This window comes from uncultured Alistipes sp., from assembly GCF_902388705.1.
Lineage (GTDB): Bacteria > Bacteroidota > Bacteroidia > Bacteroidales > Rikenellaceae > Alistipes.
Genome location: NZ_CABMQJ010000001.1, coordinates 38513 through 64917 on the forward strand (window position 1 = coordinate 38513; position 26405 = coordinate 64917).

Sequence of the window (26405 nt, forward strand, 5' to 3'; positions counted from 1 at the left end):
TCGCACCGGATGGCAGGTCGGGTGCCGGTGTGTCGCCAGTACGGTTCCGTGAGGCCTTACTGCGCCTTAATCCACTCGTATACCGGGTCGATGCCTTTGGTGAAATCCGCAAAACTCATTTCGATTCTGACGTCGGGGGTGATTGTACCGGCCTCGTCGTCCGTGCGCCGGAAGTATTTGGTCGAATAGGCCACTGTCAGCTTCGATGCGGGGAGCTGGAAACTCCGCACTTCGCCGAAATGGTTGGGTTTGCCGGCGGTCTCTTCGCCGACGATGACCGCGTCGGTCAGCTTCTTGAAATCCATCGTGTTCAGGATGGCCGAGGAAAATGTTTTCCGCCCGATGATTACATAGGTTTTTATGCCGGGGTGCTGTTTCAGCATCCCGGCCAGCCTTTCGATGAAGGCTGTCCCCTGTGCCGAATTCCCTCCGCCGTTGTTCCGCATGTCGAAAATGATTTTCCCGACGGGGTTGTCCTGCAAGATGCCGAACGCCTTTTCGCAGAACTCCGTGAATGAGGGCAGCGACGCGGCCTTCTCCCTGCTGTTGAACTCCGCTTCGCTTTCACGGCCCCAGCAGGAGTTGTAGAGGATGTAGTATATCTTTTCTTCCGGGAAGTAGCGATCCGTGAAAAGCACGTTCCGCGCCGCCAAGGCAAAGGGCAGGGAATCGGGCTGGAAGGCGGCCGGCGCTGCCTGCTGCGGCTCGGACGGTTTCAGCGTACGGGTCATGCTCCCGTCCAGCGTAAGCTCTACCTGCCGGTTCCGTGCAAACCCGAAATATTCCAGGAGTTGCAGTGACGGGAACAATTGGGGAATCATGGATTTTACCATCGCCTCGTTGTCGACCGTGAACAGGGTGCTCAAACTGTCGATTACGGTTCTGACAGGCGCCTCTCCGACCGCCGTGAGCCTGTGTCCCAGCAACTCCTTGTTTTCGGCGGTCGTCCGGATGACGTACAACCCGTCGGAAACCCAGAGCAGGCCGAGCGGCAGTATATCCTGCCGGTTTATCAGTTGGTTGAAATACAGCATGGTGTGCGAATCGCCCAGCCTGGCAATCAGCTGCTGGGTTTTCAGCGCCGTCGCGAAATCGCCGTCGTCCCCGGCCGAGGCTTTGATTGCGTCGATTGCGGACTCGAACCGGGCCCTGTCGTATTTCGCAAAGAGGTTGCAATGTTTCGCAGGCAGTTCCCTGGCCAGGTAATCCAGATCGGCGGCCCAGTCGATGCCGCTCGCACCCTGGGAGAAAGCCGCCGGGACTGATGCGAGCCCCAGAAATAGCAGAAATAGTTTTTTCATGGTGGTTTGCGGGATTGGTTGTGTCTGTAAATGTAGCGATTATTTTTCGATTCCGTGCAGGAACCCGTCCTTAAAACTCCTGCCGGTCTAACCCCCGCCTGAACGGAAAATCCCTGCGGACAATAGTCCGCAGGGATTTTCTTTCAGAGGGATGGAGTTTTGTTACTCGACTTTGAAGCCGGCGACGTCCTCCATGCTGTTGGGGAAGATTTGATATGCTCCTTTGTATACCTCCATGATGCCGTTCAGGTTCGCCTTCCTTATTGCGATGGTTTCATTGGCGTATACGGCATAATTGGTCGAACGCGCCACCATCGGCAGGCCTGCATCGTCCGTGAAATTGACCGACGTGGTTTTCTTGTTCACGACCCATGTCGTCGACTCTTTTGCCGGAGTGAGGTTCTTCACCATCACGTACTGGCCTACGTAATCCCCGGCCTGCGATACGGTGATTTGGGGAACGTTCATCGTTACCTTCTCCTGTGTGGGGAAGATGGTCGCCATCCTGATTTGCGGCAGGTCGTTGTTGACGTCGTATTTGGCGTATTTGAGGCTGACGATTACCTTCGTACCCACGGGCAGGTCTTTCTCCGTGTAATCGCTGCCCTTGAGGATGATACCCGAGTTGGCATCCCCGGTGTTGTCCACCAGCGAGATGAGCTGGTAGAAGTTTCCGCCTTCGTTATTGGCTGCCACATAGCCCTTTACGGCGACCAGTTCGCCCAATGCATCGCCTGGGGCCATCGTGGCGAGTTTGGCGTTGAGTTCCTTGACCGTGATGGCCTTGCTCTCGTCGGGCATGGTCTCCTGATCTGCGAATTCGATTGAGGTCGTCAGGGTGTTGAGGTATTTGATGTCCGTGCCCGAAACGCCGACAGTGTAGCCCGTGACGATGACTTTGCGGTCGACGAAGTTGTCGATGTTGAGAGCGCTGGTGGGGTAGGCGATCGAGCCGACGACGTTCGTACCCTCCACAGCGACATTATAGTGCCACTGATAAATCTGGTCGCGGTACGAAGAGAGGTTGCCTTCGTATTTGACATACTTGATCGTCGGGTTGTTGACATAGGCGTCGAAATCGGCAGCACTGAATGCGGCAGGTGCGGGCTGCATGAATGCTTCGTGTCCGTTCGTCGTGATTTCCGAGGTTTCGCCGAACTGCTTCATACCGCCGTATTCCGAGGTGGCGCCTTCCACGGTGACCTTGTCGCCTACGGTCGCGCCGTGCTTTTTCTTGAACACCAGAATCGTACCCGTAGCATCTTTTACGAGGAAGCCCTTGTCGTGGATGCCGATAACCTGTCCTTCGACCTTGTAGACCTCATCGATGGGCGCGGCCAGCACCTCGGCGATTGTGGAAAGGGTAACCTGATCCTCCTTGCCGAATTCGATTGCCTGTCCGCCGTTGCCCGGGAGCAGCAACACGTCGTCGATGCGGTTCACGCTGCCCATTTTAGCCTCGAACTTGATGTAGAGCGTACCGGTGCCGGCAGGCAGGGTGAAATCGGCCGATGCCAGACGCCAGTCGCCCGCCTCGTCCGCAACACCGCCGAAGTCGTAGTCGAGCGCCTGCGACCAGAGTTCTCCGTCGGCCGAGAGGCGTACCACGAAGTCGGATTTGATGAAGGCGTTGCTGCCGCCCTGCGCGTAGCGCTGTGCGCCGAACGAGAGGCGGAGCTTCTGCGACGGAACTGCGATCTTCTGAATCGTGAAATAGGTGGGAAGCGAGCTGAAGAAGATGTTGTTCTTGCCCGAACCGTCGTAGTGCGAAAGCGAGCCTTTCGACGACTGGTTCGTACGGGCGGACATGCTCTTGAAGTCGTAGGTCACGTCGGCAACGCCCGAGCCTTTGTGGTTTTTCCAGCCGTCGAACTGGTCGAGGAACGGCCATTGTCCGCCGTCGCCGTAGGACTGGGTGGCGAGTTTCTTGTCGAACGTGCTGTAGAAGATGGCTCCGTCGGGAACGATTTCCTCCACGGTGCCGTTGTCCGTGATTTCCACGGGGATGGTATACATATAGGTTTTGTACGAACCGAAGAGCCAGCCGGTGATGGTGATGCTGTGTCCGTCGTATTTCTCCTTGAAATCGGCGCTCATGTAGTCGAGGCTGCCCTGTACCGAGGTGTTGTCGATTTCGACATTGACATAGTCGCCCGCGACGAGTACCGTACCCGTGTAGGTGACGTATTTCACTTCCGGGTTTTTCATGTAGGTTTCGATTTCTGCGGCCGCGAATGCTGCCGGCTGGGGATATGCGGCGCTTTCGCTGCCGGTCTTCACGAGCGAGCAGCCTTTGTCGAATTGCTTCAGGCCGTTGCGCGAGGCGGTTTTGCCCGATACCGTGACGATGTCGCCGGCGGCCAGGCCGTGTGCGCTGCCTTTGAATGCATACATGCGGGCATCGCCCTGCTGGAGGAGTACGCCCTGTTCGTTGGTGCCGACGACTTTCGCGCCTTCCACTTCGAATGCCGTACCTACGGCCGCTGCAAGCACTTCGGCGAGGGTGCTCTTGGTTCCCGATACCGTGAAACGTTCGCCGGTCAGCTGGATGTCGTCGCTGGTGCAGGGCATGAGTTGCAGTGTGCCGTTGTAGATGCCGGCGATTCCGGCCATCGAGCCGCTTTTATCGGTGGGAATTGCCGTTCCGGCGAAAGATGCGGTTTCCAGGGTGCGGATTTTGTAGGATTTGCCGTCCTGCGTTTCCATCGAAACGTTGCCCTTGTTGCTGCTGTTGTTCCACGTACCGCTTTCGTTCGATTCGGGCTGCGTATGCTCGATTTTCACATACTGCGATTCGTATTCGGCGATTTTGTCCGCTGTGATTACGACCGGCTGCAGCGGGTCGGTATGCTCTGTGAAAACCGGTTCGTTGTATGTCGAAACCTGAAGCAGGCCGTTGAATAGTTCCGCGGAGGCGTCGCTCAATGAAATGGCGACTGCATCTCCACGCTCGAAGGTGTTGTTAGACTGACTGATGGAGAGTGCAATTCCGGCGCCGCCCTCCTGCGTGTCATCGGCAACAACCAGGATGAAGGGCTGCTGGTTTCCCCCCCCCTTGTCGGAAACTACGATACCCCGGAGGGTCATTGCCTTAATTTCGTCCGTCAGTTCTTTCTTGGCCGACGGCTGGGTCGCCATGATGAGCCGACGGATTTCGGCGACGTTGGTATCCGGACTTTCGGGCAGGCCGTCCTGGGTCTGCTTTACGGTACATTTGCCTGTGGCTGTGATGCCCATGTAGCCGCGGGCCGTCACGGTAATGACGCCCGTGCGCGATGTGGCGTTGGCCGGTACGGTGACTTCTACCGTTGCGGAGCCCCTGCCGTTTTTGCGTTCGAGTCCGATCCATGCGTCGGCTTCGATGGCCCAATCAAGCTTGCCGTTGAGTTTGATTTCAAGGCTTTTCGTCTGTGTCTGTCCGCGGTCGAAGAGCAGCGACTGGGTTACTTCCAGCTCGGGAACCAGCTTGTCGTCTTCGGAATCATCGTCCGAACAGGAGGTGAAAGTTACTCCCAGCGTGAGCAAGAACGCCGTGCAGAGTAATCTTTTCCAGAAAGATAATTGCATCATGTGGATAATTTAATTAAATAAATAAAGTGTAAGGTGAAAATTAATGAAGCTAATATAGTATATATTTAATTGATTCCTGTGAAAAATTGAATAAATCTTTATTTCGCGGCGAAAATCGCATCGCACAAAAAAAATCCCTCATCGCAATGAGGGATTCAGTCGAATGCTGTTTTTTCGTATCAGCGCCGTCCGGGCATTTTCGGCATCTTCATGTTGCCTCCGGCCACGGCTTTCATCATCTTGCGGGTGTCATCGAACTGCTTCATCAGGCGGTTCACATCGGCCATCGTCGTGCCGCTGCCCTTGGCGATGCGCTCGCGCCGGCGGGCGTTGATGATTTCGGGATGTTCGCGCTCGGCGGGGGTCATCGACGAGATGATTGCCTCGGTTTGCTTGAATACGTCGTCGGGAATGTCCACGTTTTTGAGCATTTTGCCCATGCCGGGAAGCATCGAAGCCAAATCCTTGAGGTTGCCCATCTTCTTGATTTGCTGGATTTGCCCGATGAAGTCGTTGAAATTGAACTGGTTCTTGACGAGTTTCTTTTTCAGGCGGCGGGCCTCCTCCTCGTCGAACTGCTCCTGCGCACGTTCCACGAGCGATACGACGTCGCCCATGCCGAGGATACGGTCGGCCATACGCTCGGGGTGGAATACCTGCAGGGCATCCATCTTCTCGCCGCTCGAAATGAATTTCAACGGTTTGTCGACTACCGAACGAATCGAGATTGCTGCACCGCCGCGGGTGTCGCCGTCGAGTTTAGTCAGCACCACGCCGTCGAAGTCGAGGCGGTCGTTGAACTCCTTGGCGGTGTTCACGGCGTCCTGACCCGTCATGGCGTCGACCACGAAGAGCGTTTCCGACGGTTTCACGGCTGCTTTGATGGCCGTTATCTCCTGCATCATCGCCTCGTCGACGGCCAGGCGTCCGGCCGTGTCGACGATTACGACGTTGAATGCGTGCTGGCGTGCGTATTTGATGGCGTTTTCGGCGATTTGCACGGGGTTTTTGTTGCCCTCCTCGGTGTATACCTCCACACCGATTTGTCCGCCGAGCACTTTCAGCTGGTCGATGGCTGCGGGACGGTATACGTCGCCTGCCACGAGCAGTACCTGGCGGCCTTTCTTGCTCTTGATGAACGATGCGAGTTTGCCCGAGAACGTGGTCTTACCCGAGCCTTGCAGACCTGCGATAAGGACTACGGCCGGGTTGCCGTCGAGTTTGACCTCCTCCGCCGTGCCGCCCATCAGCAGGGCCAGCTCGTCGCGCACGATTTTGGTCATCATCTGGCCGGGTTTCACGGCCTTCAGCACGTCCTGACCGAGCGCTTTCTGCTTCACCTCGTCGGTGAACGATTTGGCTACCTTATAGTTGACGTCGGCGTCGATCAGCGCGCGGCGAATCTCCTTGAGCGTTTCCGCGATGTTGATTTCGGTGATGCGCCCCTCGCCCTTGAGGATTTTGAATGACCGTTCGAGCTTGTCGGTTAAGTTTTCAAACATAGTCTGCGAAATTTTGCCCACAAAGATAACGAATAATTCACAAAGAGCAAAGGCTGCGGCGATTTTCGGGGCGCTTGCCGGCGGTGCCTGCACTTTTCTGCCCGGATGTTTGGCGGTGCGGCTTATTATGCTACCTTTGTATTCGGAAGCAAAACGGCAGATTATGGGAAAAACGACTTTTGCGGCCATCCTCGCGCTTCTGTATTGCGTCAGCGGGGCAGCCCAGAACATGAACGAATGGCAGCCCCCGAAAGGCCTGCCTTACGGTAACGAAATCGGGCTGCGCTACAGCGCGCACCTTTTCATGGGCGACGGCCGCGCCCCCGAATTCGAGGCGTTCAGTATAGACTACGCCCGTTACAACTATTACAACATCGGTTTCCGCACGGGACTGAACGTATTCCTCGACGACGAGATTTGCGACTATTATTCGATTCCGATGCTCTTTACCTGGCGGACGGGACGCATTCGCGGTCTGGTCTTTCCGGGCGATGGGGAGGCCGGGTCGTGGGTTGCGGCGGCGCTGCTGTCCGTCATACCCAAGCAGTTCGAGGTGCATACGGGATTTACGCCCGGCATGATGTTCGGCCCGTTGAGCCGCGAGCCTTTTTCCGGAAACTTCCTCGCCAAACACCGGTTCAGCTGCACCTACGACCTGGGCGTGCGGCTGATTATTCCCCTCTGGCGCTTCAACCTGTACGGCGACTTTACCTACCACTGTTACCTGACCGATAATTTCAGGCTCGTATACGAGGGCTACAACCCGAGGCGTTCCTACATGGAACTGGGCGTCGGCCTGTCGTTCAACTTCTGAAAAGGGTGCCTGCCGGAGTGTGCCGCCTGCGTTACGAAGAGAAGCGGCACAGGTAGGGCTGCGCGGGAAAACGGGGTTGCCGCAGCGACCCGGCTCGGGCCTTGTCCGCCTGTTTCCCCTTTTCAGAGGAGGGGGGCCCTATGAAACCGTCGGGCGGCCGGGAGCAAACTTGTCGTGCCTACCGCAGCAGTCCGGCTTCGTAATAAATTACGATTTGCTCGATCATCCGGTCTTCGTTCTCCTTGTCGTATTCCGATTTGAGGTTCTGGCCGAAGATGCGTGACACGCCCTGCCAGAATCCTGCGACGAATCCTCCGCGGAACTCCTTGAGCACCTCGTATGCCGTGTATTCCGTTTCCCGGTCAATGAGTTTGAGCAGCACTTTGCCCTGTGTGCGGGTCATGCGCTTCAGTACGGGCGTATATTCGTCCTTGATTTGGTGATAAACCTGTTTGATGTAGGCTTTCTGGGCTTTTTTTGTCGGCAGGCGGCATAGCTCTTCCTCCATGGCGGCCATTTTGGCTTTGGCGATTTGGGCGATGGGGTAGACCTTTTTCACGGCGTCGACCAGCTTCCGGTACCGGCGCAGGTCTACCGGGCGGCTGAACACGTAGACGGGCAGGATGTGCACCAGAGGTATCGAATCGCCCTTTTCGACGCTCCACTCCTGATGCCAGTAGCCGCGGCCGCCCTGCGCCTGCGCCGCCGAAAGGGCGGCGAACAACGTCAGCAGGAGTAGAAACCATCTTTTCATGTCTGCGAAAAATCGTTATCTTTGTCCATGGATAAACTGCAGCCGGCAGGGCGCGATTCAGCCGAATCCGGGTAACCGGGCGGGCGTTCGCTCCTCCCTCCGCTGCAAAAGTAATTATTTGTGGGATAAACGTAACACGTAAAAGGGATATTATGCTGGAAAAAGGATTGTCGTCCCAGAGCAGGACGACGGTAACGAACGACAATACGGCCCTTGCGCTGGGCTCGGGCGACCTGCCCGTTTTCGCAACCCCCTCGATGGTGGCCCTGATGGAAAACGCCGCGATGACGGCCGTGGCCGCGGCCCTGCCCGGCGGTTCGACGACCGTGGGTGCCGAAATGAATGTCACGCATATCAAACCCTCGGGTTTGGGTGCCGAAATTACGGCTACGGCCGTACTGACCGGGGTAGAGGGGCGCAAACTGACATTCAACGTCGGTGCGCGCGACGCCGAGGGGATGATTGGCGAGGGCGTCCACGTCCGCTACGTCGTGGAGCGCGAAAAATTCATGGCGAAAATTCGCTGACCATGGAGCAGGGAATGCCCCGTCCGCAGCACCGCTCGCCATTGCGCCTGTGGTGCGGCCGCGTCTGGTATACCTGCCTGCGTTACGGGCTGTGGTATTTCGGGGGACTGCGCTTTGCACGGAAATCTTCCGCGCCGGCTTGTCCCCATTCGCATTTCCGACACCGCACACCGCTGCTGCGCAAGCTGAAAGACGTCGATATGCAGTACCAGTACAACAAAATCACGAACCTCAAACTGGCGGCTGCACGCCTCGACGGCATTGTCCTGCGTCCGGGCGAAACGTTCAGCTACTGGCGGCTGATCGGCCGGCCGACGCGGCGCAAAGGGTATCTGGACGGAATCGTCCTGTTCTGCGGCACGTTTCGCCCCGGTGTCGGCGGCGGACTGTGCCAGATGTCGAACCTGATTTTCTGGATGACGCTCCATACGCCCCTGACGGTCGTCGAGCGTTACCGCCATTCGTACGACGTCTTTCCCGACTCGGGCCGTACGCAGCCTTTCGGCAGCGGCGCTACTTGCGTCTATCCCTACCGCGACCTGATGATTCGCAACGACACGCAGACGACGTTCCGGCTGCATGTCACCGTGGGCGAGGAGTTCCTCGAGGGTGAGTGGCGGGCCGACAGGCGTCCCGAATACACATACCGTGTTGTCGAGAAAGACCATTGTATGAAAAGCGAATTCTGGGGCGGGTACAGCCGTCATAATACGCTTTACCGCGAGGTGTACGACACCGGGGGCCGGTGTGTCGATGTGCAGTATGTTACGCGCAACGATGCGCTGATGATGTATTCGCCGTTCCTTGCCGAGAACACGCAGCGCAGAAAAGAGAACTCTGGGAACTGAAACGGACATCCGTTGGGCGCTATACGGTAACAAGGGCGGAGGCCATCGTGCCTCCGCCCTTGTTATTCGCGGGTTGATGGGGTATATTCGCGGTCGCAGCGGATCAGAGCCCGATCAGCAGGTGTTCGAGGAAAATAATCAGGATGCCGGCCAGGTAGCCTGCGAACGCCAGCAGGGTAATTTTCTTGAAATACCACCCGAAGTTGATTTTCTCCAGTCCCATCGCCACGACGCCCGCTGCAGAACCGATAATCAGCAAACTGCCGCCCACGCCGGCGCAGTAGGTCAGCAGGTGCCAGAACAGGCCGTCGGCCACGAACGACTGCATATAGGCGGGATCGGCGCTCGCGGCGACTGCCGCTGCGTCCATGATGGGGTACATGCCCATGCAGGCGGCAACCAGCGGTACGTTATCGATTACCGACGACAGTAGGCCGATAACGCCCGCGATGGTGAATACTTCGTGCACCTGTTTGTCGAGCCAGTTCGCCACATCGGTCAGCACGCCGGCGCTCTGTAAAGCCGCCACCGACATCAGGATGCCGAGGAAAAAGAGAATCGTCGGCATGTCGATGTGTTTGAGCACTTTCGATACGCGGCACTTGATCGACTCCTCGATGCCGCGTTTGCGGTCGTAGATGATTTCCGTCAGCACCCACATCACACCCAGCGAAACCATCATGCCCATGTAGGGCGGCAGGTGGGTGATGCTCTTGAATACGGGGACGAACAACAGGCTGATGACACCCGTGACGAGAATGAATTTGCTCAGGCGGGGGCCTACGCCCTGGGGCAGTTCCGCTTCGAGTGCATTCTCGTCCACGGGGGCCGTATCCTCGTTGCGGACATAGCGGACGGCGATGGCCGTCGGAATGATTACCGATACGATGCACGGCACGAAGAGCGTACCCATAAGCGCTGCCGAAGTGACGTTGCCCCGCATCCAGAGCATAATCGTCGTCACGTCGCCGATGGGCGACCAGGCACCGCCGCTGTTGGCCGCAATGACAATCAGGCTGGCGTAAATCCAGCGTTCCTTCTGGTCGGCGATAATCCGCCGCAACAGCATCACCATGATGATTGTGGTGGTCATGTTGTCCAGCGCAGCCGACATGAAGAACGTGATGATAGCCAGCAGCCACATCAGTTTGTGCTTGTTGCGTGTCTTGATGTGGTCGGTGATGACATTGAAGCCGCCGTGCGAGTCAATCAGGTCGACAATTGTCATGGCGCCGATCAGGAATACCAGTATCTCGCACGTGTCGCCCAGGTGGTCGACCATTTCGTGGCTGATGTTGGCGTCGTGGCCCCAGAGGCTGAAAATCGTCCAGATAGCGCCGCACATCAGCAGGGCGATGGCCGATTTGTCGACCTTGACCTTATGCTCCAGTGCGATGAACGCATAGCCCACCACGAAGAGCAGGATCATTGTAAGGATCATATCATATCTTTTTTAATGGTTATTTTACGTCCGGGAGCGGTTTGACTTGCCTCCGGAAATGTTTTCCGAGAAACAAAAGTAATAAAATTCCCTATTGTATCCGACCTGTTCGGAGGCATTTTTCGACCTTGCAGTTGCTAATTGCGAATTTTTGCTTATCTTTGTCCCGCTTTCGAGCAACGGATTGAGCTGTGGTGTAATGGTAACACAGCAGATTTTGGTTCTGTCGTTCCAGGTTCGAGTCCTGGCAGCTCAACTCAAACCGTATTTTGGCAATAAATCACCTGTTTTCCGCTTTGAGTGCGAAACAGGTGTTTTTTTATTCCCTTTGGAAGGGCGGGGATTTGCCGATAATGAAAAATGCCGCCGGTGATTTCACTGCCGAAAGCAATTATATGGCTTTTTGGCCAGTCTGTTTTACAGGCGTGATTTTCAAAAAGGGAACTTGCTACAAGTTCCCTTTTATCCGGTATGCCGTCTGTGTCAGCCGCCGGTTATTATTGCGTATCGCCGTCGCCGGGAGTTTGTTCGGCGGCCTGTGGCGTGCCCGTCCCGTCGTCCGGATTTTCCCGTCCGCAGTGTGTTGCGGCATCGAGCATTCCTGTCAGCAAGTCCATCGTTTCGCGGTTTTCCGCCTCGGCGGAACCGGTTTGCCTGTCGTTTTCTTTGGTGTCCATGGTCGTATTCGGTTTAACGGATTTTCTTATGCGAGATGGCGGCGGCAATCCACAGCAGTACGACGGCGCCGATGACCGATGTCGCCAGACTGCCGAGCGTTCCCGTGGGGTTCGAGCCGAAAAACGAAAAGAGCCAGCCGCCCAGCACACCGCCGACGAGGCCGACGATAAGGTTGATGATGAGTCCCGAGCCGTTGCCCTTGACGATGAGGTTGGCAATCCATCCGGATGCCAGACCGAGCAGGAGATACCATAGGAAATACATAGTTTGCTGTTTTGATCTTACGGCAGTCCCTATGCAAAATTCGTTCCCTGTTGTTGCAGTCAGTATGCCTTTTTCAAAGCCCGGGCCAGCTGGTCGGGACACGAGGTGCCTTTGCCGCGGCAGTCGATTCCCGCGAGCCGTGCGGCGGCGTCCGATGCCTTCATGCCGCGTACGAGCGCCGCAATGCCCTGTGTGTTGCCGTGGCAGCCGCCCGTGAAAGTCACGTTGCGGATGATTCCGTCTTCCAGTTCGATGTCGATTTGCCGGGAGCAGGTGCCGGTCGTGGGGTAGGATATGTGTTGTGTCATGGGTGTGCACTTTTGTTTCCGGCTGCAAATATAGCGATAAACGCCGAATTGTGTACATACCCGGACGGTTTGGGCCGCAGTCCGTGGCGTTAGGGACGTGGCGGCGGGTTTGCAGGAGCGCTCCGGGCCTTATTTACCGGATTGCGGAGCCGTGTATTCCGTTGGGAAACAGGCATAAAAAAACACTGCCGAGAAAGGGGTAATTCGTAAGAGGCGCTTAAAAATTCCCCCCCCCTCGACAATGTTGTTGGGATTGTGTCCGGATTGCTCCGATTACAATAACAAATATAACTATAAATTTTGAACGGGCAAACAAAAAAGCTGCAAATTTTGCAGCTTTTTATTTTTTGCTCCGGGTTTACTGGCGCTGGAGGTCGCTGTTGTCGGCTACTACCATGTTTTTGTCGATGCGCAGCGTGACGTTGCCGTCGACCTCGATCAGCAGGGTCGTATCCTTGATCTCCTTTACCGTGCCGTAGATGCCCCCTGCGGTGATAATCTTGTCACCCTTTTTCAGCCCCTCGCGGAACGTCTGCATCTGCTTGCGGCGCTTGGCCTCGGGCCGCCACATGAAAAGCCATAATACCAGCACCATGAGGCCGATCATAATGATGAAACTGTATTGCTGCATGAAACCCGGCTGGGGTTCTACGGGCGGTACCTGAAGAAAATTGATCATACGTCGTTATGTTTTAAGTGTTTGTTTCAGTTAACGGAACAAATATACGAAATATTGTCGAATGCGCAAATGTTTATTCCACTTCGGCTTCGACGAACAGCCGCAGGGGTTTTCGGGCGCCGGCGAAAGTGATGTCCAGCGTCTTGAGCTGCCATCCCCGCTCGCCCCGGGTGTCGAAGGTCAGCGTCATCTGCTGCGCCTCGCCCGGTTTAATCGGCTGATTTACATATTCGAGCGTCGTGCATCCGCAGCTGCGCTCGTATTTCGTAACGGCGACGGGCCGCACGGCATCGTTTGCCAGCCACAGCCGGAGTACGGCGGTTTCGCCCGAATGCAGGCGACCGAAACGCACGGTGTCCGTGCCTCCCGTGTCGAGAATCGTGTCCGTGAGGGTGATGATACGGCCTTTGTGTTCGGTTTTATGCTGCCGGGCACCGCACGCGGCGAGCGACAGGGCCAGCAACAGGAATACCGCCGCGCGCACCATCGTGTTTCAGATCAGGCCGCGGCCCGCTTTTTTGATACGGCCCTCGGCGGTCAGCGATTCGACGATTTTGTCCAGCACGCCGTTGATAAAGGTGCTGCTGCCGGGCGTCGAGTAATATTTCGAGATTTCGATGTATTCGTCGAGCGTCACCTTGACGGGAATCGACGGAAACGAGGTCAGCTCGGCCATGGCCGTGCCGATAATCAGGTTGTCCATGAAGACGATGCGCTCCACGTCCCAGTTGGCTGTGAATTTCTCGATGTAGTCCTGATAGGCATTGTAGTTGACGAGCGACTTTTCGAAAAGTGTCTTGACGAACTCCGGGTCTTCGTCGCTTTTGAACTTCGAGGAGACTTTCAGCTCCGTATGCGTCGGGCGCAGGTTCGAAAGCGAGCGCAGGATCATCATGACGATGTAGGGCAGGTCGTCGCTCCAGAGTATCGACATCTCCTCCAGTACGGCGTCCAGCGCTTCGCAGCTTTGCAGTTCCTTGAAGAAATCTTCGAGCACCTTGCGGTCGTCGGCGAACGAGCGCTCCTCGCGCTGCATGTAATCCTTGAAATAATCGCTTTCGGCGAGTTGGGTGTAGAGCGTGCGTATCAGCTCCGGATATTTCGCCCAGCCCAGTTTGCGGGCCGCCGCATGGTCGTTCACGGAGTCGCTGTTGGCGATGATGCGGACGACCTGGTTGTCGATGAACTTGGTATTGGGGTTGAGGTCTTCGTATGTCGGCAGTTTTTTCTGTTTGGCCAGTTCCTGACGCTGTTCGGCGTAACGCGCGAGTTCCACGGGAAGGATCAGTATCTGGAAATAGAGGTCGTAGGCCTTGTCGACGGATGCCATCAGCGTTTTTTCCGAAGCAATCATATTGTCGGCGCCCGATTTGAGGTGGGCGAACAGTGCCTTGACGACCTTTATACGGAGTAATCTTCTGCTCAACATATCTTTTAGAACGTTTTTACGGCCGCAAAGATAGGAAAAAAAAAGCACATCCATTTCGCCGGATGAAAAAATTCAGCCGGCGGAACGGAACTTTGCCTGCGGAGTACCTTTAATATTCCTTGTGTGTCGTATAACTTTTTATCAGCGTACTGCGCGGCGAGAAATTCTGTTCGCCGTCGTCCAGTCCGAAGAACTTCGGAACTTCCGCACCCAATTCGCGGTTGAAACTGTCGCGCTGCGCCTTGTCCATCGCCATGTATTCGTTCATTAGTTGGCGATCGTGCTGGATATAGAGGAAAACGCAATCGGTGATGTCCCTGCGGAAATTTTCGAGGATTTCTGTTGTTTTCATGGTCATGTAGGTTTAGTTTCTGTTTGTGAGGGTAGCGGGTGTCTTTGCTGTGTACATGGAATCCCCGGCAGTCATACAAATATAGAAATAATTCCGGATTCAGCCATTTGCCGTGCTGAATAATTCCCTATCTTTGCACCCGTATGGAACAACAGGAAGCAACAGAAATCAAGCCGTACGACGTGATCGTCGTCGGGGCAGGCGCTGCGGGCATGATGGCCGCGGGCACTGCGGCGCGTAACGGCAACCGCGTGCTGCTCATCGAGAAGATGGAGAAGTCGGGACGCAAGGTTCGTATAACGGGCAAAGGCCGCTGTAATGTAACCAATGCCCGGCCGGCCGAGGAGTTCGCCTCGCAGGTGCGTACCAATGCGGAATTTTTCACGCAGGCGTTTGCCGAATTCAATAACCGGGCCGCCATCCGCTTCTTCGAAAAAGCGGGTGTCAAACTCGACATCGAGCGCGGCGAACGGGTATTCCCCAAGAGCGGCAAGGCGTGGGATATTGCCAACGCCCTGCTGGAATATTGTTTCGAAAACGGCGTCAAAATCATTTACAATACGCGCGTTACGGAAATCATGACCCTCGGGAACAAGGTTTTCGGCGTACGGTATATCAATAAGCGCGGTTTCGAACGCAAGGAAGAGTGTGCGCAGGTGGTTATCGCCACGGGCGGTGTTTCCTATCCCGCTACGGGTTCCACGGGCGACGGCTATGCGTTTGCCGCCGACCTGGGGCATTCGGTCGAGCCGGTGCGCCCCTCGCTCACGCCGCTCGTTTCGTCGCACGCACAAATCAAATACATGGACGGCTTGCTGCTGCGCAATGTCAGGGCCGTGCTTTATGTCGACGATGAACCCGTCCGCGAAGAGTTCGGCGAGCTGGGATTCTCCGAACGCGGTATCGAGGGGGCCGTGGCATTGCGCATGAGCCGCGATGCGGTGGATGCGCTGATCGACGAGCGCCGTGTGAAGTTGGTCGTCGACCTGAAACCCGCGCTGACCGAAGAGGTGCTCCGCGAGCGTATCGCACGCGAGATTGCCGAAATGGAGCCGACGGAGTTTTTCGCCGAGTTGTTGCGCAAACTGGTGCCCAAGCCGCTCGTGATGACTTTGGTGCACGAACTCGATGTCAACGGAAAGAATTACATCAGCAGGGTCACCGAAGAGCAAATCGGCCGCCTGATAAAGACGCTCAAGGGATTTACGTTCCCGATTGTGGACTATGCCCCGTTCGAATACGCCGTGGTGACGGCGGGCGGGGTTTGCTGCGCGGAGGTCAATCCCTATACGATGGAGTCGCTGAAAGTCAAGGGGCTCTACTTTGCGGGCGAAGTGCTCGACCTCGATGCCAATACGGGCGGGTATAACCTCCAGATTGCTTTTTCGACGGGACGCCTGGCCGGTATGCTGAAAAAATAGCAGCTATGGGAATAAGCGGACACAAGCTCGGGCTGAAGTTTTACGGGCGGGTTACGGAGTTGCGCAACCGGTTGTCGCGGGCGCGTTATTTCCGCGGGCACGGTGTGCATTCGCCGTTCGTGTATGAGGTCGTACGCAATGTCTTCATGCGCGATACGCTGTTGCCGGGCGACCGGATGCTGTACCGGGCCCTGCTCGGTGCGGGCGTTGCGGAGCGGCGGGCCATGCAGTTGCAAAACCTGTCGATTTATTGCGGTTACAGCTCCTTTGGCCTGAATCGTGCGGATGCGGAGTTCTGCATTGCGACACGCGACCTTTCCCGGATGGAAACACTCGCTTTGGTGCATGATGCGGCGACGGTGGGTCATACCGTGGCGGTTATGGCGCCCTATGACGGTCGCGAGCGCCAGACACTGTGCCGGCAGATTGTGGCGTCGCACCGTTCGACGACAGTGGACAACCGGGGGTATTTGCTGGTATTCAATAATAATTTGCCGAAACAACATTTCCGCATATGAAAATTTACACGAAAACGGGCGATAAGGGGATAACCACCCTTGTCGGCGGCGAACGGGTTTTCAAGACCGACGCACGGGTCGAGGCATACGGTTCGGTGGACGAACTGGCCGCATTCACGGCGCTGCTCGGCGACAATATGCGCGGGGATGCCGCCCTCGCGTCCTATGTGGAGGCCCTGAACCGCATCCTTTCGCGCCTGATGACCGTTGAGGCCCTGCTGGCCCGGGGTGGAACGGGATGCGAGAAGGTAGCTCCGCTGGCTCCCGAAGCCGTGACGTGGCTCGAGGAGCGCATCGATGCGATGCAGGCGGCGCTGAAACCTATCGACAAATTCACGATTCCGGGCGGCAATGCCGTCGTATCGATGTGCCATGTCTGCCGTACGGTCTGCCGGCGCGCCGAGCGTGCGGCACTGCGTGCCGACCAGGAATACGGCACCGACCCGACTGCCCTGATGTGGCTGAACCGTCTTTCCGACTATTTTTACCTGCTCGGCCGGACGCTTACGGAGCATTACGGGGTGGAAGAAACTTTGTGGATTCCGTAACATTCTCGTTCACAATGTGTTGATTCCTGTGTGCCGATGTTTTATAATTTTTTCTTTGTTTTTCTCGTTTTTTTTATACTTTTGCAAATCAGTGACAGCGGATCGGCAGTTGAAGTTTGGGGCTAATCCGTTGACATTTGGGAACTTAAAAACATTGAGATTATGTACTGGACACTTGAATTGGCATCGAAGCTCGAGGATGCTCCCTGGCCCGCAACGAAAGATGAGTTGATTGACTATGCAGTACGTTCGGGTGCGCCTCTCGAAGTACTTGAAAACCTGCAGGAAATAGAAGACGAGGGTGAAATATACGAATCGATCGAGGATATTTGGCCTGACTACCCGTCGAAAGACGATTTCTTCTTCAACGAGGAAGAATACTGATAACTAATTGACAATCAATTAGTTGTAAAACGATAAAAAGAGCCTCGCAAGGCTCTTTTTATCGTTTTATGACGTTTACTACTTTTACTCTGTATGGTAGTCTCAAAAATGCTGAATCCTTGCGCAAGATGCTATAAGCCGGCTTTTTAAGACTAGCCGTCATTCCCGGTACGGCTGTCCTGCCCAAGCTCGTATTGGCACAAATGCCTGCGGCGCATACTCCTCCACAAAAATGATAACCAATCTGCATATCGCGAAAAAATTACTAAATTTGCGAGGACGTTTAGAATCCTATGAATAGATTTGACACATATCCGGCCAGACCATTTGTCAAGTGGGTCGGAGGAAAGACCCAGCTTCTTGAGGACATCAAGAAAGCGTTGCCTCGGGATCTGTCGCAGCGGAAGAATGTGACCTATGTTGAACCGTTTGTCGGCGGCGGAGCCGTCTTGTTTTGGATTCTGCAGGAGTATCCTAACATAACAAAAGCCGTAATCAATGATATCAATGCGAAGCTTATCTGTACCTATCGCGTAATAAAGTCTGATGTCGAGAATCTGATTATAGAATTGAGCCGGCTTCAAGGGGAATATCTTCCGCTTGAAGAGAATGCCAGAAAAGATTATTTCTATACCCGGCGTGAACGCTTCAACGAAGGAGAAATTTCAGATGTTGAAACAGCCGCATTATTCATTTTCTTGAATCGCACCTGTTTCAACGGCCTGTACCGTGTAAATTCCAAGGGTAAGTTTAATGTTCCGCACGGAAAGTATGCGAATCCAAGGATTTGTGACGAAAATACATTGAGAGCCGATTCTGCGCTTCTTCAGAGAGTTGAAATTCTTTGCGGGGATTTTGCACAGACCGGCAGGTATGCTGGCGACAATGTACTGTATTACTTCGATCCGCCGTATCGTCCGCTGACAGAAACTGCGGCATTCACATCATACTCGAAAGACGGTTTTGACGATGCTGAACAGACGCGACTTCGTGATTTCTGTGACCAAATTGCATCCAACCGTTCCTCGTTTGTAGCGAGCAATTCCGACCCTCAGAATGTGGACAATGGCGACGATTTCTTTGACCGTCTTTATAAAATGTTCTATGTCAAACGCGTGTCTGCTGCGAGAATGATAAACTCAAAGGGAGATGGGCGTGGCGCCATTTCCGAAATAATGATTTCAAACGTTGCTGATGCCACTGATATGAGAGATTGCGACATATGACTTGCTGCCTTTAAGCCTTCCATAGCAGGTTATTACCTTGTAGTCAGGCCAAAAGTCATGTCAATGGCTCCATCGGGGCACTTACAGATCCTCCGACCATATACTGGACAATCCTTCATACAGCATAATGCGCCCGCTCCTGTTCCAGTAGGTTACGTCCTGCTCAATGAAAAGCCACTTCAGTGATTTGAAGATTATTTCAACGGAATGCCCCGAGGTAAATGAGAAGGAAGCATATTCTGCATCATCAATTTGCATACAGTTGTACGTCTTATCCAAAAGGCCTCTTAAACGTGTAAACTCCGTGAGATTCTCGGCTTTCTTCCGGGTTAGATCATACGCGATATCATCATGGCTCGGACGGTTGCCGGTTGAAATGATATTCTTGTGCACACCATATCTGAATTGTGTATTCTCGACTCTGACCTCAAAATCAACACCTTTGTTTAAAGCTGTCGGGCGCTTGAGATAAATGCGATTGCCATCCTGCAATGTGTCAACGAAATAGCAATATTCTGTGACGGACGTGGACGTGCCGGGTTGTTCTTTGAGAAACTCGCATATAAGCTGCCTGCGATAAGAGGCCTTATCTGTAGCCACAATATTCAAGGTGATGTTTGTCGCCATATTATTGCTGTAAGAGATCCTGAATTTGCACTTTCAACGCCATGGCAATTTTTTCCATATTGCAGAGCGTAATATTTTTCTCGGCACGCTCAATCATACCGATATACGTACGATGGACGCCAGCGAGTTCCGCAAGTTTTTCTTGCGACAGCTCCTGGGTTTTGCGGTATTTCTGTACGTTATGCCCGAACAGAAGCAGAATAGGTTCTTTACTCATTGATAACTTGCTTGTAATGCCTGTCTTGCTGGTTCCTATACAAAGATATGGATGCTAATCAGAGTTAGCAACATACTACAATTAGCATAATCCGCATCTATTGTTTCTGACAAGTTATGCCTGAATCCCCTAAAACGCTTTTGGCAGGATAGGAACAATCGGCATTGTGAAAGAATCCGCATACGAGTGTCAGGTACGCAGGCAGGCAGCCGTCCGCGCTCCATTGCAGTTCGATGCCGAACAGTTCGGCGGTCGTTTTGCCGATATCGAACCCGCAGGCTTCGAGCGAGGGGCGGACCAGTTCGGGGTGGCGGCAGGGTTTGCCGCCGGGACGGGTGCAGCTGCCGCCGGGGCAATAGAGGCACGTCCCGACGTAGGCGAACGAACGGCCTTTGAACCGGCGCTCCATACCGAGCAGTTTGGCCTCGAGCCGCTGCCGTTCGGGACGAATCAGACGGTCAGCCTGCGAAATCGGAATGCCGGATTCCTCCGGGGTTATTTTTGTCGCGGTAATCAGCGCCGTGGCGTATCCGGAGAGGTATTTTTCCATGTCGAACCCGAACGGGGGACACCCCCAGCTGCGGCCGTAATTCGGGCAGGAGCGGCAGTAGTCCCCGATCCGGTCTGCATCGCGGAAGCGGGCGATATAGTCCGCTGCGGGCAGTTCGGCCGTGAAATCTTCGGCCGTGTATCGGAATGAAAAATCCATAGGACAAAAATAGTCGTTTTACCCGGTTGTGCGGCCGATTTTAGAAAATAATTCAGTTCCATGTGCAGTTTTTCGGGATTATCTGTTATATTTGTAACAGATTCGGTTTCCCCCTCTTTACGCGAGGAGGTGGGATGAAAAGGGAATCGGGTGAAAATCCCGGACAGTCCCGCTGCTGTGAAACTTCGCGAAGTTCCGAATATCTCCGCCACTGACCCGCCCGGGTCGGGAAGGCTTCGGAACAGGAGTCAGTCAGAAGACCTGCCGGATCGATTCGATGTCAAAGGACCCCGTGGATTGGGCGTTTGATTTCGGTTGTGTATTGCTTGGTAATTTTAAATTCGACGCTACGGTCAGGATTCGGTATCCTTGCCGGTACAGGGAAATTTTCCCGGAAGGCGTCGGTAAAACAGGACTCGGTATGGTGCAGGTCGAAAAACGATTTACGGGTTTTCTGTCGCTTTCAGGCGATGGTGCCCTCTGCCGGATACCGGTTTGCGTTTCGGTTGTTGCTGTGGGGAACATACGTTTCCGGCTCAACTTTTGATATTTACTTTCGGTATTAACCCATAAAAAGGCGTGGCAGGAAAGACACGTTACTGCCATAACAGGTCAAGGAGATTAGTTGACAGCCGCGCCTTTTTTCAAAAAAACGACAGCTATGAATATCGTGTTGTATGGAGTTCCGGCGGCTATGGCCGGAAAAATCGCCGGAAAATACGGCTTGAAACTGGTAAATTCACCCGATAAGTTCCGACCGTCGGGTTCCCTGGTACTCGTCCCGCCGATGGGCACTCCGCGGCATCTGCTTGCGTTCTACAACGCCATGCTGCGCCATGAGGACGATGTCGATGCCGTCATTATCTGCGGTATCGAGTCCTGCGAGGCCGCCAGCACGGTGCAGTACTGTACGCCTCCGGGAAAATTCTTTTCGCTGAACGGCGAACTGGAAAACGAAGAACTGCTTTCGGAACTGTGCCTGATTATCGACTCCATCTTCTCGGAGGGCAACCAGCTCAATGTGTGAGGCGGAGTGCCGAGCGGACATTTTTTTGACCGAAGTAGAGCCGGCCTGAACGGGCCGGCTCTACTTTGCTTTCCGGACGGGGCGCCTTGCCCCGTTTCTTATTTGTCCCGGCTTTTCGGGTGCGTTATTTTTCCGCGATATAGAACAGGTCGAAACTGTCGTCCGTCACCGGGCCGATGCTGTAATCGTCCATGCGAATCGAGGTCGTGAGGTCGGTGTTGGCTTTCAGTAATTTGCGGCGGTTTATCCGGTTGAGGATGTCGTACGGAACCTGGAGCAGGCGGCGGGGCAGGCGGTGCTGCAGGTCGAGGAGGTCGAAGCGTGTGATGCGCTCTACGCTGCGGCGGTTCTGCGCATAATAGGCCATGACTTTTTCATTGCCCCGTACCCCGAGTGCCTCGACCGACGAAAATTCGCTTTCCAGCAGGCTGCGCAACTCCCCGGCCGTGTATTCGCGTACGTGCCACGGGTTGCGGGTGAGCGACATCGGGGCGTTGGGCGTCGTCACGATAAACTTCCCGCCCGGCCGCAGTACGCGTTTTACCTCGTGCACCAGTTCGACATCCTGTTTTATGTGTTCGATGACCTGAAACGAAATCACGTAATCGAAACTGTCGGCTGCGAAGGGCAGCGGCGGCACTTCGGCCCGGTGGAATTCTACGTTCGGGAGTCGGAACAACTCCTGCGAGGGGGCGAATTTGTCGACGGTGATGAATCTTCGGGCGTGGGGTGCAGCCACTTCGATGCCGTATCCGGCTCCCGTGCCGATTTCCAGCACGTCGCCGCCGATACGCTCCGCCGCCGCATGGTAGGCCAGCAGCGAACGCTGGAATACAAAATTGTCGGACGCTTCCCTCGAAACCCGTTCCGCCGTAGTTATCCTGGACATCGTTATCGCTTTATCTTTATTCCTTCATCCCCGATTTCGACGGCCCCGCGCTTGAGCAGCATGCCCAGCGAGCGTTTGAAGACTTTCTTGCTCATCTGCGTCAGCCGGTTGACCTGCTCCGGGGCGCTGTCGTCGTTCAGCGGCAGGAAGCCGCCGTTGTCGCGCACGAGTTGCAGCAAAACCTCTGCCGAATCTTTTACCTGTGCATATCCCTCCTGCTGGAGGCTTACGTCGATGCGGTTGTCCTCGGTGATTTTGCGGACATATCCTTTCATGCGGTCGCCGATGGCTATCGGGCGGAACACCTGGTTGCGGTAGAGCATGCCCCAATGGCGGTTGTCGACAATCACGCGGAATCCGATCGGACTTTCCGAGGCTACGAGCAGGTCGACCTCCTGACGGGGCTCGACCGTGACGAGGTCGTTGTTGATGAATCCCTTGAGTTTGGTGGTCGCGACGCAGCGGCCCGTAACATTGTCTTCGTAGAGGTAGACGATATAGCTGCGTCCGGCGATGATGCCGCCCTGCTGGTTGCGGTTCGGCAGGAAAAGGTCTTTGCCCTGCAGGCCCCAGTCGAGGAATGCTCCGTGCACCGTTTTGTCCACGACGCGCAGGTATCCCGCCTCGCCGGCGCGGAGCAGCGGCGTTTCGGTCGTCGCCACGAGCCGGTCTTCCGAATCGTGGTAGACGAAAACCTCCTTTTCGTCGCCGGGTTTGTCCGTCAGGGAGGTGTAGCGGTTGGGCAGCAGAACCTCGTTCTGCTCCTCGTCCGCGAGGTATACGCCGTAGTCCGAAACACGGCTTACGGTAAGTTTCTGGATGCGTCCTGCTTTGAGCATAATGTCGTTTGTCGGAATTGACCGCCTGCAAAAGTACGTTTAATTTCGCGGGATTGCAACTTTCGCGGGCAAGTTCTCGCCGTGCATGCCGGCAGCCGCGCACCCGGAATCCGTACGCCTCCTGCCCGGATTATATACCGGCCCGACAGGCCGCCGGCCAATCTGCCGCGGGATACTCCGGGCGGCGGCGGGCCGCGGCCGTATTTCCGCCGCAGGAGAATGGAGGCGGATTGTTCGCCGTTGCTGTCCCCTTTGTCCTCCGGTTTTTTGGCGTTTGCGGAAAAAACGCTAACTTTCGAAAACTAACCGAATCTCCCGATCATGAAATTACGCGGATTTTTCGCACTCCTGCTTGCAGGACTGCTTGCCGTCGCTGCGGCATACGGACAGCCTGTCGGCGAACTTTACCACAAAGCCGAGTACCGCATCGCCATGCGCGACAGCATAAGGCTCTATACGGCGGTCTATTCCCCCAGGACGGCGTCCGGTAAGGCGCCCGTCATTATTTTCCGCACGCCTTACGGCTGCGGCCCTTACGGCGAGGGGCAGTTTCCGCGGAATTTCGAGAAAGGCTACATGCGCAGTTACGTCGACCGCGGCTATATCATCGTCATGCAGGATGTCCGGGGCCGTTATATGAGCGAGGGGGAGTTCGAGCATGTCCGTCCGGCGGGTTCGGGCGAAACCGACGAAACGACCGACAGCTACGACACGGTCGACTGGCTGGTGAAACACGTCGCGGGCAACAACGGACGCGTGGGATTCGCCGGGTGCTCCTATCCGGGGTTCTATGCCATGATGGGCGGCCTGTGCGGCCATCCGGCCGTGAAAGCCGTTTCGCCGCAGGCCCCCGTCACCGACTGGTTCATGGGCGACGACGTGCATCACAACGGCGTGCTGATGCTCACCGATTCCTATCGCTTCTTAAGCGGTATGAACACGCCGCCCGACCGGGTTCCGGCCGAAAAGATGCCCTCCATGTCGAAGCAGACGCTGCCCGACGAGCGCACGTTTTTCCTGGAGCATACGACGCTCGCGGAGCTTACCGCACTGCTGAAACCCAACGCGTTCTGGGAGCAGATGTCCGCACATCCCGATTACGATGCGTGGTGGCAGGAGCGCGACCTGCGCCGTGCCTGCTACAATGTCCAGCCTGCGGTGCTCGTCGTCGGCGGAACGTTCGACGCCGAGGATTGTTTCGGCGCGTGGAACCTCTACCGGGCCCTTGTGCGGCAAAGCCCCGCAACACCCTGCCATCTGGTCGTAGGCCCGTGGGCGCATGGAGCGTGGCGTAACGGCGGACAAACGCTCGGGGCGTTCGATTTCGGCAGGGATGCATCGTGGGAATACTATATGGAGCATTTCGAGGCGCCGTTCTTCGACCATTACCTGAAAGACGGGAATCCGGACGAAGCGGCTCCGCTGCCTGCCGCTGCGGTGTTCACTTCGGGCGACAACCGCTGGCATACGTTCGACCGCTGGCTGCCGCGCAGTGCGGAAAAACTGACGCTTTACCTCACGGAAAACGGGGGCCTCGATACCCGCCGTCCGACGGCCAAAAACTCGGCGACCGCATATACCTCCGACCCGTCCGACCCCGTGCCTTATGTCGAAACGTCGGCTGTGCGCCGCCCCAAAGAGTATATGGTCGCCGACCAGCGTTTCCTGTCCGGGCGGCCCGACGTGCTGACGTTCGTTAGCGAGCCTCTCGAAGAGGATATGACACTCGTCGGCCCGGTCGATGCGGGATTGGAAGTGATGCTCTCGACCACCGACGCCGATTTGGTCGTCAAGCTGATCGACGTTTTCCCCGATGACGACCCGATGCCCGGGTACCGGATGCTCGTGCGCGGCGATGTGATGCGGGGACGCTACCGCGAGGGTTTCCCGCGACCGAAAGCTTTTACACCGGGTGCGCCTGCCGGAGTGCCGTTCCGCATGACCGACATTGCGCATACGTTCCGTGCCGGCCACCGGATTATGGTTCAGGTGCAAAGCACCTGGTTTCCGCTTGCCGAACGCAATCCCCAGCAGTTCGTCGATGTGTGGAATTGTTCGGCGTCCGATTTCGTGCCCTGCCGGGTGTCGGTGCTGCACCAGCGCGGCAATGCCTCCTCACTTACCGTCTGGCGGCTCGGTGCGCGCTGATGCGCCCTGCGCCCGGCCGCCTGCCGGTGTCGCACACCCGCACGATGCTTTCCGCCGGTGCGGAGTTTTTGCCCCGAATTTGCGGGATGTCTTACAAGGCATCCCGATTTTTTGTTCCGGGATGCATGGACTGTAAGAAAATTTTATATATTTGCTTATAAAAGGTAAGTTTTATGAAAATACGCGTAGCAATCTGCCAGGTCGATATGGAGTGGGAGCACACTGCCCGGAACCTGGAACGTCTGGAACCGATCGTCGCAGCGGCCGATGCAGAGGTCGCTGTGTTGCCCGAAATGTTCGCCACGGGTTTCAAACTGCGTCCGGCACGGGTCGCGGAACCCGCCGACGGACTGGTCGCCACGACCATGCGGCGCTGGGCGGCGCAATACGGCAAAGCCGTCGTCGGCAGCGTCGTCGTCATGGAAGACGGTGCGTATCGCAACCGGATGTTCTTCGTAAAGCCCACGGGCGAGGTGGCGTGGTACGACAAGCGCCACCTGTTCCGTCCCGGCGGCGAAGCGCGCGACTACACCCCCGGCAGCCGCCGCGTGGTGGTGGAGTATATGGGTTTCCGCTTCCTGCTGCTGGTTTGCTACGACCTGCGGTTTCCGGTGTGGAGCCGCAACCGCGGCGATTACGATGCCATCCTGTGCAGCGCGTCGTGGGCCGATGACCGGCGCGAAGTGTGGCGGACGCTGCTGCGTGCCCGGGCCATCGAAAACCAGTGTTATGTGGCGGGTGTGAACCGTGTGGGCACCGATCCCGACGCAAGCTATGCGGGCGACTCGGCGCTGGTCGATTTCACCGGGGCCACGATGGCGGATGCAGGCGACCGGGAGCAGACGCTTGCAGCCGAATTCGACACCGATGCACTGGCCGCCTACAAGGAGGAATTCCCGACATGGATGGATGCCGACGCTTTCGAGTTGAAATGCTGAATACCGCAAAATCTGCAGATTGCTCCCGGCCCGGATTTCAGGAGTTTTGATCCCGCATTTTTCCATGTTCTCCGCGTTTTCGTGCCCTCCGTGTTTTCCGTGCTCTCCGTGTTTTCCGTGCTCTCCGTGTTCTCTGCGTTCTCCTACACCGTTCCCCTTTGTCCTTTCTGGGAGGGGCGATAGCTTTCCGGACTTTTTTCGGGTATTTTCCCGAAGTTCCTCGCGGGCGTATGTCCGTTGGCTTGCGCCGGACTTTTTTGCATTTTCAGGCCGGAGCCTTTGTTGCGCTTTCCCGGCGATATAGCGGGCATCCTCCCTGTATCCGCCACGATTTCCCCGGCTGAAATCTGCCGCCGGTTTTTCTCCCGGTTGCGGGGCGGTATTTCCTGTCCGGTGCGCCGCGCCCCGGCAGAGCCGGAATTTCAGGCGTTCGTTTTGTTTTGCGCC

At 55.9% G+C, this 26405-nt stretch carries 28 protein-coding genes, 1 tRNA gene and 1 riboswitch; of the genes, 12 read left to right on the forward strand and 17 right to left on the reverse strand.

From position 1 onward, the window contains the following. Positions 1 to 56 precede the first annotated feature (56 nt). The 3 genes from QZT71_RS00165 to ffh form a co-directional block, all read right to left on the reverse strand. On the reverse strand, positions 57 to 1301 hold the full coding sequence (locus QZT71_RS00165; protein WP_295911053.1) for a hypothetical protein: 1245 nt from the start codon (positions 1299 to 1301) through the stop codon (positions 57 to 59). A 162-nt stretch (positions 1302 to 1463) separates the two neighbouring features. After that, positions 1464 to 4871 (reverse strand): DUF5689 domain-containing protein, encoded by a 3408-nt coding sequence (locus tag QZT71_RS00170; protein ID WP_295911054.1) that lies wholly within the window; start codon positions 4869 to 4871, stop codon positions 1464 to 1466. A gap of 179 nt (positions 4872 to 5050) precedes the next feature. Beyond that, positions 5051 to 6373, reverse strand: coding sequence for a signal recognition particle protein (ffh, locus tag QZT71_RS00175; protein WP_295911055.1), 1323 nt, complete (start codon positions 6371 to 6373; stop codon positions 5051 to 5053). Positions 6374 to 6536: 163 nt separating this feature from the next. Between ffh and QZT71_RS00180 the strand changes: the two genes are divergently transcribed. Beyond that, on the forward strand, positions 6537 to 7187 hold the full coding sequence (locus QZT71_RS00180; protein WP_295911056.1) for a hypothetical protein: 651 nt from the start codon (positions 6537 to 6539) through the stop codon (positions 7185 to 7187). 178 nt (positions 7188 to 7365) lie between these two features. On the opposite strand, the gene QZT71_RS00185 is transcribed toward QZT71_RS00180, so the two are convergent. Continuing rightward, positions 7366 to 7941, reverse strand: coding sequence for a DUF4294 domain-containing protein (locus QZT71_RS00185; RefSeq protein WP_295911057.1), 576 nt, complete (start codon positions 7939 to 7941; stop codon positions 7366 to 7368). Between the two features lie 152 nt (positions 7942 to 8093). On the opposite strand from QZT71_RS00185, the gene QZT71_RS00190 reads away from it, so the two are divergent. Beyond that, entirely contained in the window at positions 8094 to 8468 is a 375-nt protein-coding gene (locus QZT71_RS00190) for a thioesterase family protein (RefSeq protein ID WP_295911058.1), read from the forward strand. Positions 8469 to 8470: 2 nt separating this feature from the next. Continuing rightward, entirely contained in the window at positions 8471 to 9316 is an 846-nt protein-coding gene (locus QZT71_RS00195; protein WP_295911059.1) for a VanW family protein, read from the forward strand. Between the two features lie 103 nt (positions 9317 to 9419). On the opposite strand, the gene nhaD is transcribed toward QZT71_RS00195, so the two are convergent. After that, a complete protein-coding gene (gene nhaD, locus QZT71_RS00200; RefSeq protein ID WP_295911060.1) occupies positions 9420 to 10757 on the reverse strand; it encodes a sodium:proton antiporter NhaD in 1338 nt (445 codons plus the stop codon). Between the two features lie 185 nt (positions 10758 to 10942). Between nhaD and QZT71_RS00205 the strand changes: the two genes are divergently transcribed. After that, positions 10943 to 11013: transfer RNA gene (locus QZT71_RS00205), tRNA-Gln, on the forward strand. 241 nt (positions 11014 to 11254) lie between these two features. Here QZT71_RS00205 and QZT71_RS00210 read toward each other — a convergent pair. From QZT71_RS00210 to QZT71_RS00240, 7 genes are all read right to left on the reverse strand, one after another. After that, a complete protein-coding gene (locus tag QZT71_RS00210; RefSeq protein WP_295911061.1) occupies positions 11255 to 11434 on the reverse strand; it encodes a hypothetical protein in 180 nt (59 codons plus the stop codon). Positions 11435 to 11447: 13 nt separating this feature from the next. After that, positions 11448 to 11699, reverse strand: coding sequence for a GlsB/YeaQ/YmgE family stress response membrane protein (locus QZT71_RS00215; RefSeq protein WP_295911062.1), 252 nt, complete (start codon positions 11697 to 11699; stop codon positions 11448 to 11450). Between the two features lie 59 nt (positions 11700 to 11758). After that, complete coding sequence (locus tag QZT71_RS00220) at positions 11759 to 12007, reverse strand: TIGR03905 family TSCPD domain-containing protein (RefSeq protein ID WP_295911063.1); 249 nt, start codon at positions 12005 to 12007, stop codon at positions 11759 to 11761. 358 nt (positions 12008 to 12365) lie between these two features. Continuing rightward, positions 12366 to 12686 carry a preprotein translocase subunit YajC gene (gene yajC / locus QZT71_RS00225; RefSeq protein ID WP_295911064.1) on the reverse strand — a complete coding sequence of 107 codons (321 nt, stop codon included), beginning with the start codon at positions 12684 to 12686 and terminating at the stop codon, positions 12366 to 12368. Positions 12687 to 12759: 73 nt separating this feature from the next. Next, entirely contained in the window at positions 12760 to 13173 is a 414-nt protein-coding gene (locus QZT71_RS00230; protein WP_295911065.1) for a DUF1573 domain-containing protein, read from the reverse strand. 6 nt (positions 13174 to 13179) lie between these two features. Beyond that, entirely contained in the window at positions 13180 to 14115 is a 936-nt protein-coding gene (locus QZT71_RS00235; RefSeq protein WP_295911066.1) for a transcription antitermination protein NusB, read from the reverse strand. A gap of 109 nt (positions 14116 to 14224) precedes the next feature. Continuing rightward, positions 14225 to 14467, reverse strand: a complete 243-nt coding sequence (locus tag QZT71_RS00240; RefSeq protein ID WP_295911067.1) for a hypothetical protein — start codon at positions 14465 to 14467, stop codon at positions 14225 to 14227. Positions 14468 to 14610: 143 nt separating this feature from the next. Here QZT71_RS00240 and QZT71_RS00245 point away from each other — a divergent pair, with 143 nt between their 5' ends. The 5 genes from QZT71_RS00245 to QZT71_RS00265 all read left to right on the forward strand — a co-directional run bounded on the left by QZT71_RS00245 (position 14611) and on the right by QZT71_RS00265 (position 18564). Continuing rightward, complete coding sequence (locus QZT71_RS00245) at positions 14611 to 15888, forward strand: NAD(P)/FAD-dependent oxidoreductase (protein ID WP_295911068.1); 1278 nt, start codon at positions 14611 to 14613, stop codon at positions 15886 to 15888. A gap of 5 nt (positions 15889 to 15893) precedes the next feature. Further along, positions 15894 to 16406, forward strand: coding sequence for a hypothetical protein (locus tag QZT71_RS00250; RefSeq protein ID WP_295911069.1), 513 nt, complete (start codon positions 15894 to 15896; stop codon positions 16404 to 16406). Then, positions 16403 to 16954, forward strand: a complete 552-nt coding sequence (locus QZT71_RS00255; RefSeq protein ID WP_295911070.1) for a cob(I)yrinic acid a,c-diamide adenosyltransferase — start codon at positions 16403 to 16405, stop codon at positions 16952 to 16954. Before QZT71_RS00250 ends, QZT71_RS00255 begins: the two co-directional genes overlap by 4 nt. A gap of 162 nt (positions 16955 to 17116) precedes the next feature. Continuing rightward, a complete protein-coding gene (locus tag QZT71_RS00260; RefSeq protein ID WP_009597992.1) occupies positions 17117 to 17338 on the forward strand; it encodes a DUF2795 domain-containing protein in 222 nt (73 codons plus the stop codon). Between the two features lie 293 nt (positions 17339 to 17631). Further along, positions 17632 to 18564, forward strand: coding sequence for a DNA adenine methylase (locus QZT71_RS00265; RefSeq protein ID WP_295911071.1), 933 nt, complete (start codon positions 17632 to 17634; stop codon positions 18562 to 18564). Between the two features lie 81 nt (positions 18565 to 18645). On the opposite strand, the gene QZT71_RS00270 is transcribed toward QZT71_RS00265, so the two are convergent. The 3 genes from QZT71_RS00270 to QZT71_RS00280 form a co-directional block, all read right to left on the reverse strand. Beyond that, on the reverse strand, positions 18646 to 19191 hold the full coding sequence (locus QZT71_RS00270) for a hypothetical protein (protein ID WP_295911072.1): 546 nt from the start codon (positions 19189 to 19191) through the stop codon (positions 18646 to 18648). A 1-nt stretch (position 19192) separates the two neighbouring features. Further along, the gene (locus QZT71_RS00275) at positions 19193 to 19408 is read right to left on the reverse strand and encodes a helix-turn-helix transcriptional regulator (RefSeq protein WP_295911073.1); all 216 of its coding nucleotides are present in this window, start codon (positions 19406 to 19408) and stop codon (positions 19193 to 19195) included. A gap of 97 nt (positions 19409 to 19505) precedes the next feature. Then, the gene (locus QZT71_RS00280; protein ID WP_295911074.1) at positions 19506 to 20117 is read right to left on the reverse strand and encodes a DUF2284 domain-containing protein; all 612 of its coding nucleotides are present in this window, start codon (positions 20115 to 20117) and stop codon (positions 19506 to 19508) included. An 86-nt stretch (positions 20118 to 20203) separates the two neighbouring features. After that, a riboswitch (cobalamin riboswitch) is annotated at positions 20204 to 20401 on the forward strand. A 377-nt stretch (positions 20402 to 20778) separates the two neighbouring features. Here QZT71_RS00280 and QZT71_RS00285 point away from each other — a divergent pair. Beyond that, a complete protein-coding gene (locus QZT71_RS00285) occupies positions 20779 to 21144 on the forward strand; it encodes a hypothetical protein (RefSeq protein WP_295911075.1) in 366 nt (121 codons plus the stop codon). A gap of 124 nt (positions 21145 to 21268) precedes the next feature. On the opposite strand, the gene QZT71_RS00290 is transcribed toward QZT71_RS00285, so the two are convergent. Both QZT71_RS00290 and QZT71_RS00295 read right to left on the reverse strand, forming a co-directional pair. Further along, positions 21269 to 22033 carry a class I SAM-dependent methyltransferase gene (locus QZT71_RS00290; protein WP_295911076.1) on the reverse strand — a complete coding sequence of 255 codons (765 nt, stop codon included), beginning with the start codon at positions 22031 to 22033 and terminating at the stop codon, positions 21269 to 21271. Positions 22034 to 22035: 2 nt separating this feature from the next. Continuing rightward, positions 22036 to 22872 carry a S1-like domain-containing RNA-binding protein gene (locus QZT71_RS00295; RefSeq protein WP_295911077.1) on the reverse strand — a complete coding sequence of 279 codons (837 nt, stop codon included), beginning with the start codon at positions 22870 to 22872 and terminating at the stop codon, positions 22036 to 22038. Positions 22873 to 23193: 321 nt separating this feature from the next. Here QZT71_RS00295 and QZT71_RS00300 point away from each other — a divergent pair, with 321 nt between their 5' ends. Together QZT71_RS00300 and QZT71_RS00305 are read left to right on the forward strand one after the other, a co-directional pair. After that, entirely contained in the window at positions 23194 to 25020 is a 1827-nt protein-coding gene (locus tag QZT71_RS00300; RefSeq protein ID WP_295911078.1) for a CocE/NonD family hydrolase, read from the forward strand. Positions 25021 to 25193: 173 nt separating this feature from the next. Then, positions 25194 to 25958 (forward strand): nitrilase-related carbon-nitrogen hydrolase, encoded by a 765-nt coding sequence (locus tag QZT71_RS00305; protein WP_295911079.1) that lies wholly within the window; start codon positions 25194 to 25196, stop codon positions 25956 to 25958. The last annotated feature ends 447 nt before the right edge of the window (positions 25959 to 26405 follow it).